14 protein-coding genes are annotated in these 13108 nt (G+C 63.1%); 11 read left to right on the top strand and 3 right to left on the bottom strand.

Translation table 11 applies throughout. The features are described from left to right. The first annotated feature begins 31 nt into the window (after positions 1–31). From argC to ACP2AV_RS08740, 10 genes are all read left to right on the top strand, one after another. Positions 32–1060 (top strand): N-acetyl-gamma-glutamyl-phosphate reductase, encoded by a 1029-nt coding sequence (argC, locus tag ACP2AV_RS08785; protein ID WP_426372304.1) that lies wholly within the window; start codon positions 32–34, stop codon positions 1058–1060. 7 nt (positions 1061–1067) lie between these two features. After that, positions 1068–1535: a cytochrome c maturation protein CcmE gene (gene ccmE, locus ACP2AV_RS08780; protein ID WP_426372303.1), complete on the top strand. Its 468-nt coding sequence runs from the start codon at positions 1068–1070 to the stop codon at positions 1533–1535. Positions 1536–1586: 51 nt separating this feature from the next. Continuing rightward, the gene (locus tag ACP2AV_RS08775) at positions 1587–2198 is read left to right on the top strand and encodes a holin-associated N-acetylmuramidase (protein ID WP_426372302.1); all 612 of its coding nucleotides are present in this window, start codon (positions 1587–1589) and stop codon (positions 2196–2198) included. Then, on the top strand, positions 2189–2767 hold the full coding sequence (locus tag ACP2AV_RS08770) for a holin family protein (RefSeq protein WP_426372301.1): 579 nt from the start codon (positions 2189–2191) through the stop codon (positions 2765–2767). Before ACP2AV_RS08775 ends, ACP2AV_RS08770 begins: the two co-directional genes overlap by 10 nt. Beyond that, complete coding sequence (locus ACP2AV_RS08765) at positions 2760–2942, top strand: hypothetical protein (protein WP_426372300.1); 183 nt, start codon at positions 2760–2762, stop codon at positions 2940–2942. The genes ACP2AV_RS08770 and ACP2AV_RS08765 overlap by 8 nt, the downstream gene beginning before the upstream one ends. After that, positions 2939–3064, top strand: coding sequence for a hypothetical protein (locus tag ACP2AV_RS08760; RefSeq protein WP_426372299.1), 126 nt, complete (start codon positions 2939–2941; stop codon positions 3062–3064). Before ACP2AV_RS08765 ends, ACP2AV_RS08760 begins: the two co-directional genes overlap by 4 nt. After that, complete coding sequence (locus ACP2AV_RS08755; protein WP_426372298.1) at positions 3061–3480, top strand: hypothetical protein; 420 nt, start codon at positions 3061–3063, stop codon at positions 3478–3480. Before ACP2AV_RS08760 ends, ACP2AV_RS08755 begins: the two co-directional genes overlap by 4 nt. Positions 3481–3626: 146 nt before the next feature. Beyond that, on the top strand, positions 3627–5597 hold the full coding sequence (locus ACP2AV_RS08750; RefSeq protein WP_426372297.1) for a heme lyase CcmF/NrfE family subunit: 1971 nt from the start codon (positions 3627–3629) through the stop codon (positions 5595–5597). 23 nt (positions 5598–5620) lie between these two features. Then, a complete protein-coding gene (locus ACP2AV_RS08745) occupies positions 5621–6070 on the top strand; it encodes a cytochrome c-type biogenesis protein (RefSeq protein WP_426372480.1) in 450 nt (149 codons plus the stop codon). A gap of 65 nt (positions 6071–6135) precedes the next feature. Next, entirely contained in the window at positions 6136–6912 is a 777-nt protein-coding gene (locus ACP2AV_RS08740; RefSeq protein WP_426372296.1) for an enoyl-CoA hydratase-related protein, read from the top strand. A 461-nt stretch (positions 6913–7373) separates the two neighbouring features. Here the strand turns inward: ACP2AV_RS08740 and gltA are convergent, their stop codons facing one another. Both gltA and gltX read right to left on the bottom strand, forming a co-directional pair. Further along, a complete protein-coding gene (gene gltA, locus ACP2AV_RS08735) occupies positions 7374–8669 on the bottom strand; it encodes a citrate synthase (protein WP_426372295.1) in 1296 nt (431 codons plus the stop codon). A 58-nt stretch (positions 8670–8727) separates the two neighbouring features. Next, the gene (gene gltX, locus ACP2AV_RS08730; RefSeq protein ID WP_426372294.1) at positions 8728–10131 is read right to left on the bottom strand and encodes a glutamate--tRNA ligase; all 1404 of its coding nucleotides are present in this window, start codon (positions 10129–10131) and stop codon (positions 8728–8730) included. 78 nt (positions 10132–10209) lie between these two features. Here gltX and ACP2AV_RS08725 point away from each other — a divergent pair, with 78 nt between their 5' ends. Continuing rightward, the gene (locus ACP2AV_RS08725) at positions 10210–12318 is read left to right on the top strand and encodes a ComEC/Rec2 family competence protein (RefSeq protein ID WP_426372293.1); all 2109 of its coding nucleotides are present in this window, start codon (positions 10210–10212) and stop codon (positions 12316–12318) included. Between the two features lie 9 nt (positions 12319–12327). Here ACP2AV_RS08725 and lexA read toward each other — a convergent pair whose 3' ends face one another. Continuing rightward, positions 12328–13023 (bottom strand): transcriptional repressor LexA, encoded by a 696-nt coding sequence (gene lexA, locus ACP2AV_RS08720; RefSeq protein ID WP_426372479.1) that lies wholly within the window; start codon positions 13021–13023, stop codon positions 12328–12330. Between the last annotated feature and the right edge of the window lie 85 nt (positions 13024–13108).

Genomic DNA, 13108 nt, shown 5'->3' with positions numbered 1-13108 from the left:
GCCCCGGCATGCGGGGCCGAAGGATATGACCATGACCAAGAAAATCGGCATCATCGGTGCCTCTGGCTATACGGGTGCGGAATGTGCCCGGTTGATCGCGACCCATCCCGACATGGAAATCGCCGCGCTTGCCGCCAATTCCAAGGCCGGAATGCGGATGGACCAGGTCTATCCGCATTTGCGCCACATGGATCTTCCCGATCTGGTGCGTTGGGAAGAAATCGACCTTTCCGCGCTGGATCTGGTCTTTTGTGCCCTGCCGCACAAGACCAGCCAAGAGGTAATTGCCCAGCTGCCGACCGATCTGAAGATCGTCGATCTGTCCGCCGATTTCCGCCTGCGCGATCCGGCCGACTACAAGAAATGGTACGGCAATGATCACGCCGCCCCCGCGCTTCAAGCCGAAGCCGTCTATGGCCTGACCGAATTCTACCGCGACCAGATCAAGGACGCGCGGCTGGTCGCGGGGACGGGCTGTAACGCTGCCACAGGTCAGTACATGCTCCGCCCGCTGATTGCCGCCGGGGTGATCGACCTGGACGAGATCATACTCGATCTCAAGGTGGGGGCATCGGGCGCGGGGCGGTCGGCCAAGGAACTGCTGCTGACCGCCGAGATGACGGAAAACGCTACGCCCTATGCCGTCGGCGGCACGCACCGGCATCTTGGCGAATTCGATCAGGAATTCAGCCTGGCCGCAGGTCGGCCGGTCGAAATCCAGTTCACCCCGCACCTGATCCCGGCCAGCCGGGGCATTCTGGCCACCGCCTATGTCCAGGGCGAGGCCGGGGCGATCCACTATGCGCTGGCCCAGCAATACATGAACGAACCTTTCGTTCACGTTCTGCATCTGGGCGAGGTTCCCAGCATGAAGGAGGTGCGTGCGTCGAACATGTGCCACATCGGCGTGGTCGCCGACCGGCGCACGGGGCGCACCATCGTGGTCGGTACGCTCGACAATCTGGCCAAGGGGTCGAGCGGGCAGGCGGTTCAGAATGCCAACCTGATGCTGGGGCTGAACGAAACCACGGGGTTGATGATGGCCCCCGTCTATCCATGAGGCCGCAATGAAAAGCCTGAAGAAACAACGCCGTATCCAGGTCATCGCGCTGGCCACGGCGGCCTTGGTCCTGGCAACCGGGCTGATCGGGTATGCGATGCGCGACGGGATCAACTATTTTCGCGCGCCCAGCGAAGTGGTGGCCGAACCGCCGCGCGCGGATGAGGTGTTCCGCATTGGCGGGCTGGTCGAAGAGGGTTCACTGGTGCGCGGGGAAGGCACGCAGGTGTCCTTCAGCGTTACCGATGGCGGCGCCACGGTGCCAGTGACCTTTGAAGGCGTTTTGCCTGACCTGTTCGAAGAAGGCCAAGGCATGATCGGAACCGGCCAGTTGGTCGGGGGCACGTTCGTGGCCAGTGAAATCCTGGCCAAGCACGACGAAACCTACATGCCCAAGGAAGTGGTGGACGCGCTCAAAGAGCAGGGCGTTTATCAAGAGCCCGAGGCACCGAACGCTCAGGTTCCGTCGAATTAACCGTTTTTGAACACCCTAGGTCTCGGATTTCTCAATTCGGGGCCAGGGCTCATGAAAACGGTAACGCAGATTGCAGACGACATTATCGCCCGTGAGGGCGGCTATGTGAACGACCCATCCGATCCGGGCGGCGCCACCAAGTATGGTGTAACCATCGGGACGCTGCGCAGCTTGGGCATCGACAATGACGGCGACGGCGATGTCGATATAGCCGATGTAAAAGCGCTGACCCGTGTGCAGGCACGGGACATATTCATCCACCACTATTTCGAACGTCCGCGGATCGGCGATCTGCCCGGATCGCTGCAGGCCAGCGTGTTCGACATGTATGTCAATGCGGGCGCCAACGCGGTCAAAATCCTTCAGCGTCTGCTGAACGACATGGGCCAGCACGTCACTGTGGACGGGGTGATTGGCCCGCAAACCATCGCGGCGGCGGAAATCGCCCATGCGATGGCACCTATGCATCTGGCCGATGCCTACGGGATCGCCCGGCGCAATTACTACTACACGCTCGCCGATAACCGTCCCGCCAGCCGTAAATACGCCCGTCGCCTTGATGGCGGCAAGGGCGGCTGGATCAAGCGGGCCGAAGAATTCATTTCGCCGCGCTACTGGTTGAGCGAGGCCGAGCACGCCAAGCGGGTTTCGGCATGGGGATGATGAACGGACTTTTCAGCCTGCTGTTCGGGCGCGGGCGCAACGTGGTGGCCGAAACCGCGCAGGTGTTCCGTGTGAACAGCGAGGCCGCGGACCAGCGTGACATGGAATACCGCAGCCAGGCGCTGCAGCAGTTCGCAGCCGAATTCGCCGTGGCGCGGCAGGGGCGCTTTGACCGCTTTATCGACGCGCTCAACCGGGTGCCGCGCCCTGCGTTGGCGTTCGGTACGCTGGGCCTGTTCGTGGCGGCCATGGTCGATCCGATCTGGTTCGCCGCGCGCATGCAGGGCATCGCGCTGGTGCCCGAGCCGCTGTGGTGGCTGATGGGGGCTATTGTCAGCTTTTATTTCGGGGCGCGCCACCAGCTCAAAAGTCAGGAATTCCGGCATTCGATCGCAGACACGATGTCGCGCGCCGGAGGGGTGACGCGCAACATTGCGGCCCTCGAGACGCTGAACGCGGGACCAAAGGGCGACGCGATGCAGGCCGACCCGGCCGCGACGCCGGCTTCAAACGACAACCCTGCTCTGGCGGATTGGAAAGCGTCCGCCAAGGGGGGGCAGAATGGATAGGGCGCTTGTGACCGCACTGGCCGACTATGGCCCTTGGGTGATGTTGGTTTTCTACCTTCTTTTCAGAGACTTCCAAAAGGATCAGGCCACCCGCACCACGCTGGACAAAAACACGGCGATCCTGACGGAAATGACGACGATGATCCGTGAACGGCTGCCTCGGGGGCAGGGATGAAACGGTTCTGGACCCGCCTGAAGGACTACTTGAGCGGCGCGAATATCAAACGCGCGCAGAAACGCAACGAAGAGGCCGCGCGCGAACTGGACGTGGCGGTCAAAGAGGTTCTGGGACAATGAAACAAGCACTCTCGCTGCTCATTTTGATCACGGCGCTGCTGCAACTGGGCGCGCGGACGTGGGATCATGTCACGATGCTGACCATCGGCTATGGGGCAATTTCGATCATGGCCATTCTGATTTCGGCGACGTTTCTGTGGCTGTGGCAAGTGCGCGCGACGCCCCTGGCGCTTGGGATGTCGTTCAGCTGGGCCGGATCGTCCTTGATCATGGGCGGCTGGTGGGTGGCGCAGTTGACTGGCGGGGCGCAGTTCGGTGTCGAAACCGAGATGATGGTCGTTTTCCTGGCGTTTCTGGCCACCGGCGCGGTGCTGCATTTTTCGGTGATCCAGGCCTCGTTCAATTTGCATGGGATGGCATTTTTGATTCCGGTCGGCGCCGCGGTGCTTGTCGCGGCGGCCAGTCTGGGGCTGTAGGGGCGGCTGACAAGTGATGTTCCAGCGGCGCGGTGGGCCGGATACCCGCCGCGCCTTCACCTTAGTGCGACACGGGCGCACACGGCATTGGCGCTGAGGGCCGCGCAGTGTAGGTTGACCGCAATTCGGGCAACGGGGGAACGGGGATGATCGTCGAGTTAGGGCATTTCGCTTTGGTGCTGGCGCTGGCCGTAGCGCTGGTGCAATCGGTGGTGCCCATGATCGGCGCGCAGCGTGGCAGCCCGGCCATGATGGCGGTTGCGATCCCGGCGGCCTCGTTTCAGTTCGTTCTGATCGCCTTTTCCTTTGCCGCGCTGACCTATGCTTTTGTCACCTCGGATTTTTCATTGGCTCTTGTGACGGCCAATTCCCACACGTCCAAGCCGATGCTCTATAAAGTGTCGGGTGTGTGGGGGAACCACGAAGGTTCGATGCTGCTCTGGGTGCTGATTCTGGCGCTGTTCGGCGCGGCTGCGGCATGGTTTGGCGGCAATTTACCAGACCGTCTGCGGGCACGGGTGTTGTCGGTTCAGGGGGCCATCGGGGTGGCGTTCCTGTTGTTTATCTTGCTCACCTCGAACCCGTTTTTGCGGCTGGTGACACCACCGATGAACGGGCAAGATCTCAACCCGCTGCTGCAAGACCCTGGTTTGGCCTTTCATCCGCCGTTCCTCTATCTGGGCTATGTGGGTCTTTCGATGGCGTTTTCCTTTGCCGTTGCCGCCCTGATCGAAGGGCGCGTCGATGCGGCCTGGGCCCGCTGGGTGCGGCCCTGGACACTGGCCGCCTGGGTCTTTCTGACCGTCGGGATCGCCCTGGGATCATGGTGGGCCTATTACGAGCTGGGCTGGGGCGGGTTCTGGTTCTGGGACCCGGTGGAAAACGCATCCTTCATGCCGTGGCTTTTTGCGGCCGCGCTGCTTCACAGCGCCGTGGTCGTTGAAAAACGCGAAAGCCTGAAGGCCTGGACCGTCTTGCTGGCGATCCTTGCCTTTGGCTTTTCGCTGATCGGCACGTTCATCGTGCGCTCGGGTGTGATCACCAGCGTGCACGCCTTTGCCAATGACCCCGAGCGCGGGGTGTTCATCCTGATCATCCTGGCCGTCTTTACCGGCGGGGCGCTGGTTCTGTACGCGGCGCGGGCCAGCACGATGGAGGCCAAGGGTGTCTTTGCCATGGTCAGCCGTGAAAGCGCACTGGTGCTGAATAATGTGCTGTTGGCCGTGTCTTCGATGGTGGTTTTCGTGGGCACGATTTGGCCGCTGGTGATCGAATTGACCTCGAACGGGGAACGCAAGCTGTCGGTCGGCGCGCCCTTTTTCAATGCTGCCTTCACGCCCTTCATGGTCGCGCTGGCAATCGCCTTGCCGATCGGCGCGATCCTGCCGTGGAAACGCGCCAGGCTGGGGCGCGCGATAGGGCAGTTGAAATACGCGCTGGTACTGGCGCTGGCCATCGGTGCATTGGTCTGGGCCATGCAGAGCGGGCGCAGTGCGCTCGGGCCGGTGGGCGCGGCATTGGGCGCCTGGCTGGTGGCGGGCGCCGCGGTGGATATCTGGATCCGCAAGGGGCGCGGCGGCTGGGGCCGTCTGGCGCGCCTGCCGCGGGGCGATTGGGGCCGTGTTGTCGCCCACGCCGGGCTTGGCATCACGATTTTCGGTATCGCGGCGCTGACCGCCTGGGACGTCGAAGATATCCGCGTGGCCCATCCCGGCGAGACGTTCAACGTTGCAGGCTACGACATCACGCTAGAGTCGGTGAACCGTGTTCAGGGTCCGAATTACAGCGCGCTCAGGGCGGATTTGACGGTTAAGAAAAACGGGCGTTTCATTTCGACCCTGCATCCTGAAAAGCGCAGCTATCCGGTGGCGCGTATGCCGACAACCGAGGCCGGCATCGACAATGGATTTTTGCGCGACATCTATCTTGTGATCGGCGATCCGCAGGCGAATGGCGGCTGGGCGGTGCGCAGCTACATCAAGCCGTTTGCCAACTGGATCTGGGGCGGGGCGATCCTGATGTCGATTGGCGGCGTGCTGTCGCTGACCGATCGGCGGTATCGCGTGGCTGCGGGCGCACGCCGCCGCCGCCTGCCGCAAGGGGTGCCTGCCGAATGAAACGCCGGATCCTGACCCTGGCCATGCGCTTGAGCGTGGTGTTGGCCCTGGGCCTGTTGAGCGGACCGGTCTTTGCCGTGCAACCGGGCGAGGTGTTGGATGACCCCGCGCTTGAGGCGCGCGCGCGGGACATCAGCGCTGGCCTGCGCTGCCCCGTGTGCCGCAATGAAAGTATCGATGAAAGCAATGCCGGCGTGTCCGAAGACCTGCGCCGGCTGGTGCGCGAACGGCTGCTTGCCGGTGACAGCAACGACGAGGTGGTCGAATTCATCGTGGACCGTTACGGCGAATATGTCCTGCTGGAACCCACGCGCGGCGGGATCAATGCTGTGCTGTGGTGGGCCGGGCCGGGTCTGCTGGTGCTGGCCGGACTGGGCGCCGTAGTTTACTTGCGCGGCCGGTCAAAAGCGGCCACACCCGATGCCCTGTCGTCCGAGGAAGAAGCCCGTATTGCCCAAATTTTGGACGAATGACGGCGCGTCTTGCTTTTCTTCTGTCACATGATGGCTAATCTGGCTTTGAAGCGAAGCGAGGACACATGAACTACGAAGTCATTCTATACGACGTGACCGATGGTCTGGCCACGATCACGATGAACCGCCCTGCCACGATGAACGCGCTGACCGCGCAGATGCGGGCCGAGTTGAAACACGCGTTCGAGCGCGCCGCCGAAGAAGCCCGCGCCACGGTCCTGACCGGCGCGGGAAACGCGTTTTGCGCGGGCCAGGACCTGAGTGACCAGGGCAACACCACCGACATGGAGCTGGAGCGCGCGCTGCGCGATGAATACAACCCTCTGGTGATGACGATCACGAACAGCCCGGTGCCGACCATGGCCGTGGTGAATGGCCCTGCTGCGGGGGCCGGGGCGAACCTGGCGCTGGCCTGCGATGTGGTGATCGCGACCGAAAGCGCCTATATCCTGCAAGCCTTTTCGCGCATCGGCCTGGTCCCGGATGCGGGTGGCACATGGACGATGCCGCGCCAGATCGGGCTGGCGCGCGCCATGGGGGCTGCGCTGTTCGCTGACAAGATTTCGGCCAAGCAGGCCATGGACTGGGGCATGATCTGGGAAGCGGTCCCGGACGACGAATTCGAAGCGACATGGAAAGCACGCGCCGCCACATTGGCCGCCGGTCCGACCAAGTCATACCTCGGCATCAAGACCGCAATCCGCGCCAGCTTTGACAACAATATCCAAGAGCAACTGGAACTTGAGAGCAAGATGCAGGGCATGGCTGGTAGAACCCGCGACTTCCGCGAGGGCGTGCTGGCCTTTCTGCAAAAGCGCAAGGCCAAATTCCAGGGGCGCTGAGCACCAAGACACCCGCGCCGCATGTAGCCACCTGTGGTCTTTATCGACGCAGGTCAATCTGTGGCGCGGGGGGCGCAGCCAACACGCAGGCCGCGCCCAAGTCGGCCCCGGCACATGACATCATTACATGGGCGATGGCAGTCTGACGGCCCCTGATCCGAGGGCGGGATGGCCGCCGCCTGAATGCTGGTCGCTGTGGTCTTGAGGGGCGGCTTGACGCCGTCTGCGGCCGCTCGGGCGCGTATTCCATGCACGCACAAGTCGCGCGCAGGCGCTTTGCATGACGGCGCACAGGCGCCACGGCGGCGATCCTGCGGGCAATGATCAGGACAAGGGCCGGCTTTTCCTGGATGGCAAAATCTAGAGGCGGCTCAAACCCGGCAAGGTAACCCAATGGCAAAGGCCGCCCGGTGGGCGGCCTTTTCTGGTCATCTCGCTTGGCGGCCTGTGGCCGCGTGCGCTCAGCGGTTTTCGACGTCGACGTAGTCGCGCTGCGTCGCACCGGTATACAGCTGGCGCGGGCGGCCGATCTTCATCGCCGGGTCTTCGATCATCTCTTTCCACTGCGAAATCCAGCCGACGGTGCGCGACAGCGCGAAGATCGGCGTGAACATCGATGTGGGGAAGCCCATCGCTTCGAGGATGATACCCGAATAGAAATCAACGTTCGGGAACAGCTTTTTCTCGGCGAAGTACGGATCATCCAACGCCTGTTTTTCCAGCTCTTTGGCGACCTGCAGGGCGGGGTTGTTTTCCACACCCAGAAGTTCCAGCACCTCGTCGGCGCTTTCTTTCATCACCTTGGCCCGCGGATCGAAGTTCTTGTAGACGCGGTGGCCAAAGCCCATCAGGCGGAACGGATCGTTCTTGTCCTTGGCGCGGGCGATGAATTCGGGGATGCGATCGACCGAACCGATCTCGCGCAGCATTTCCAGGCAGGCCTGGTTGGCGCCGCCGTGGGCCGGACCCCACAGGCACGCAATACCCGCTGCGATCGAGGCGAACGGGTTGGCCCCCGAGGACGACGCCAGACGGACCGTCGAGGTCGAGGCGTTTTGCTCGTGATCGGCGTGCAGCGTAAAGATGCGGTCCATCGCGCGCGACAGGATCGGGTTTACTTCGTATTCCTCGGCCGGCACGGCAAAGCACATGCGCAGGAAGTTCGACGCATAGTCCAGATCGTTGCGCGGATACACAAAAGGCTGGCCCACGTGGTATTTGAAGGCCCAGGCGGCAATCGTCGGCATCTTGGCGATCAGGCGGATCGAAGCGACCTCGCGCTGCCAGGGGTCCGAAATATCCGTGCTATCGTGGTAAAAGGCCGACATCGCGCCGACCACGCCGACCATGATGGCCATCGGGTGCGCGTCGCGGCGGAACCCGCGGAAGAAATACTGCATCTGTTCGTGCAGCATCGTGTGGTTGGTCACGCGGTTTTCGAAGTCTTCCAGCTGTGTGGCCGAGGGCAGATCGCCGTAGAGCAACAGGTAGCAAACTTCGAGATAGTGTGATTTTCCAGCCAGTTGGTCGATCGGGTAGCCGCGGTGCAGCAAGACGCCTTCTTCACCGTCGATATAGGTGATCGCGCTGTCGCATGCGGCCGTCGACGTGAAGCCGGGATCATAGGTAAACAGGTTGGCTTGGCCGTAAAGTTTGCGGATGTCCACGACATCTGGCCCGGCCGACGGCGAATGCACCGGCAATTCAAACGTCTTGCCATCATATGTCAGGGTCGCTGTCTTAGTGCTGTCTGCCATTATCGTTCCTTCCGTATGGACGCGCGACGGATGTGCGCGGGGTGTTGGGTGGCCGGGGTCAACCGGCGGCATCCTTGAGCCGGGAAATGGTTTCCTCCTGGCCCAGGACAAGCATCATGTCGAAGACACTGGGTGTCACGGACCGGCCCGCAAGGGCAGCGCGCAGGGGTGCTGCCAGTTTGCCGAGCTTGGTGTCGTGGGCCGCAGCGATATCGCCAACGGCCGCTTCCAGCGCGTCGCGGTTCCAGCTAGCATTTTGCAGATGGGGCGTCAATTCAGCCAGTATACCACGGGATACTGAATCGAGCGCTTTGGCGGCCTTTTCATCTGGCCGGATCGGCCGCTCTGCAAAGATGAAATGCGCTTTTTCAAGGAGTTCCGGGAATGTCTTGGCGCGCTCTTTCAGACAGTACATGCCGGCAAGCATCAGGGTCTTCTGCGCCTCTGTCAGGGGTATTTTTCCTGCCGCGTCCAGATATGCCTCAATTTCATGCAGCAGCGCGGCATCGTCTGTCGCCGCGATATGCTGGCCGCAGATATTTTCCAGTTTCTTGAAGTCGAACCGCGCCGGGGATTTGCCGATTGCGTCCAGATCGAACCACGCCTGGGCCTGTTCATCGGTGAAAAATTCATCGTCGCCGTGACTCCAGCCCAAGCGGGCCAGATAATTGCGCATGCCCGCAGCAGGATACCCCATTGCCTGGTATTCTTCGACGCCCGTGGCGCCGTGGCGCTTTGACAGTTTCTTGCCGTCGGGGCCGAAAATCAGCGGGATATGTGCCCAAACCGGTTCGTCCCAGCCCATTGCGCGATAGATTTGAATTTGCCGCGCGGCATTGTTCAGGTGGTCGTCCCCCCGGATCACATGGGTCACGCCCATGTCATGGTCATCGACAACAACGGCCAGCATGTAGGTGGGTGTGCCATCAGACCGTAACACAATCATGTCGTCCAGCTGATCGTTCCGGATCGTCACATCGCCCTGCACCCGGTCGCGGATCACGGTTTCACCCTCGAGCGGTGCCTTGACGCGGATGACATAGGGCGCATCGGGGTGGGTCGATGGGGCCGCGTCGCGCCAGGGCGAGCGGAACAAGGTGCTGCGACCTTCGGCCTTGGCCTGGTCACGGAACGCCTGAATTTCCTCTTGCGTGGCGAAACACTTGTACGCATGGCCGCTGTCCAGCATCGCCCGGGCCACTTCGCCGTGGCGGGCCGCCTGTTCGAACTGGCTATACGGCGCGCCGTCCCAGTCCAGGCCCAGCCAGCCCAGGCCGGCCAGAATCGCATCGCGCGCTTCAGGGGTGGACCGGGTGCGATCCGTGTCCTCGATCCGCAGCAGGAACTTTCCGCCGCGACCCCGTGCAAACAGCCAGTTGAACAGCGCCGTGCGCGCGCCGCCGATGTGCAGATAACCGGTCGGAGACGGCGCGAAACGGGTGACCACGGGGGCGTCGGACATGCGGAAATTTACCTTTTGGCAACCATGCAGGAGATAACGTGCGCCAAGGCATATTCAATCGCGAAAAGGGAAACAAGGGTGCGCCCGGCACAGTGGATCGTCGAACGGCTGGAACAGCAGCGCGGGCATATGTTCCCGTGGTTGCCGGTGTGCATGGCCTGCGGGATCGCAACCTATTTCTCTGCCCCTGTTGAACCGGGCTGGCGGGCCTATGCGGGGGGCGCGCTGACATTGGGCTATGTGGTCGTCGCGATGCGGCGATTCGACCCGCGGTTCACACCTGTGATGATGATGGTCTGCGTGTTCTGGGCCGGGTTCCTGTTGGCGGGGCTGCGGGCCCATACGGTCCAGGCCCCGGTGCTGGAATTTCGGTATTATGGCCCGGTCGAAGGGCGGATCGTTCATGTCGACCGGTCGGTGTCGGACAAGGTGCGGCTGACGCTGGATCGTGTCGTGCTGCGCGATGTCGCGCCGGCGCGCACGCCCGCCCGGGTGCGCGTGTCGTTGCACGGCCAGCAGGGCTATCTGGATCCCGCGCCGGGCCAGAGGGTGGTGCTGACTGCGCATCTTGGCCCGCCCGAAGGCCCGGTCGAGCCGGGGGGCTTTGATTTCCAGCGCATGGCCTGGTTCGACCGGTTGGGCGCGGTGGGGTACACACGTTCGCCCGCGCTGTTGGCGGCCCATCCCGAAGCGCGCGCGGCCCTGGCCATCGCGCGTCTGCGCACCCGGATATCGCAAGGCGTGCAGGCGCAACTGCCCGGTGAAGGCGGTGCGTTCGCGGCGGCGATCCTGACAGGCGACCGGTCGGGAATGTCGCGCGATGCGATGGCGGCGCTGCGCGGATCGAACCTGGCGCATTTGCTGGCTATTTCGGGCCTGCACATGGGGCTGTTGACCGGCATTGTGTTTTCCGCCGGCACCTTTTTGCTTGCTGCTATGAGCCTGCGCGTGACGCTACCGGCCGAACCGCGCAAGATCGCGGCCGGTCTGGCTCTGGCCGCGGGCGCGTTTTACCTGGCGCTTTCGGGCGGCAACGTGGCCACCGAACGGGCCTTTATCATGGCGTCGGTCATGCTGGTTGCGGTCATGTTGGGCCGGCGCGCGCTGACGCTGCGGGCGGTGGCGCTGGCCGCTATGATCGTGTTGGCGCTGCGCCCCGAGGTGCTGACCGAGCCCGGGTTCCAGATGTCTTTTGCGGCCACCACGGCGCTGGTCGCGGTGTTCGCCTGGCTGCGCGATCGTCAGGGGCCGCGGCTGCCCAAATGGGCCCGGCCCGTGGCCACGCTGGTGATATCATCAGCCGTGGCTGGCATTGCGACGGCCCCCGTGGCGGCGGCCCATTTCAACAGGATTGCCGATTATGGCCTGATCGCCAACCTGGTGTCCGTGCCGCTGATGGGCGCGGTCGTCATGCCCGGCGCGGTCATCGCGGCGGTGCTCTGGCCGCTGGGCCTGTCGGTGGTTGGGTTCTGGATCATGAAACCGGCGATCGCCTGGATCATGGGGGTGGCCTATTGGGTATCGGGCCTGCAAGGGGCGATCACCCATGTGCATAGCCCGATGATCTGGGCGTTGCCGCTGATCGCCCTTGGCGGGCTCTGGCTGGCGCTTTGGCGGGGCGGGGCCGCGCGCGGCCTTGGGGTTGTGCCGGTCGTGGCGGGGCTGGCGCTCTGGGTGCTCAGCGAGCGGCCGGTGGCCCTGATTTCGCCCGATGGCGGGCTGGTCGGGGTCATGACGGAACACGGCCGCGCGCTGTCGAAACCCAAGGGCAGCGGGTTCGCTGCGCAAAGCTGGCTGGAAAACGACGGCGACGGGGTCGCCCAGTCTGTGGCGTCGGGGCGGGACGGGTTTGACGGCGCAAAGGGCGATATCCGATGGCAGGTCGGTGACTTGCACCTGGCCCACCTGTCCGGACGCGGGGCGCGCGAGCGGATCGCCGCCGCCTGCGCCGAGGTTGATATCGTCGTCGTGACCAGCGTTTCGAAAAATCAGGTTCCCGCCAACTGCACCGTGATGGATCCGACGACCCTGCGCCAGACCGGTGCGGTCGGTATCTGGTTGCGTGATGGGCGCGGCCAGATCGTCACCGCGCGCGACGTGGCGGGCGCGCGCCTTTGGAACACGAAAGAGGCCCGCGCATCGCGCGCCGGCCCCTTCAAACTGGCCGCCCTGGAGCGCGGCCATTGATGTGCGGGATCAATAGGTCCGGATCAGCCCGACCAGTTTGCCCTGTACCTTGACCTGGTCATCGGGAAAGACGCGCGTTTCATAGGCCGGATTGGCCGCTTCCAGCGCGATCGAATTGCCCTTGCGCCGAAACGTTTTGAGCGTGGTTTCATACCCGTCGACCATCGCCACCACGATATCGCCGTTTTCGGCGGTCGATGTCTCGCGGATCACCACGACGTCGCCGTTGTTGATGCCGGCGTCGATCATGGAATCGCCTTTGACTTCAAGCGCATAGTGATTGGCGCTGCCCGAAACCATGCCGCCGGGAACACTGACGTTCTGGGCCCCGTCGGCAATCGCTTCGATGGGCACGCCGGCCGCAATCCGGCCCATGATCGGCAGATTGACCGCCCCCGAGGCGTCGACCGCGATGCCGGCGCGCGGCTGATCGGGTTTGTCGCCATCAATGACGCGGGGGGTAAAGCCCGACTGCGGTTGCCCGCCCAGGCTTTCAGGTAGTTTGACGATCTCGATCGCACGGGCACGATGGGCCAGACGGCGGATGAAACCGCGTTCCTCAAGCGCCGTGATCAGCCTGTGGATGCCGGATTTTGAGCGCAGGTCCAACGCCTCTTTCATTTCATCAAATGACGGAGGCACCCCGTCGCGCTGCATCCGTTTGTGGATGAATTCCAAAAGGTCCAGCTGTTTCTTGGTCAACATCTGCTCAATCCCCTTTTCCGGGCGGCCCATTTTCAGGTTCGTTCGGTTTATGTTCTATACACGTTCCCTATATGTGTCAACTTTT

The sequence above is a fragment of the Aliiroseovarius sp. PTFE2010 genome, assembly GCF_049943335.1.
Taxonomy (GTDB): Bacteria; Pseudomonadota; Alphaproteobacteria; order Rhodobacterales; family Rhodobacteraceae; genus JBNFVY01.
The sequence above is the reverse complement of the archived record's forward strand: the minus strand, read 5'-3'. Positions and strand labels throughout refer to the sequence as shown.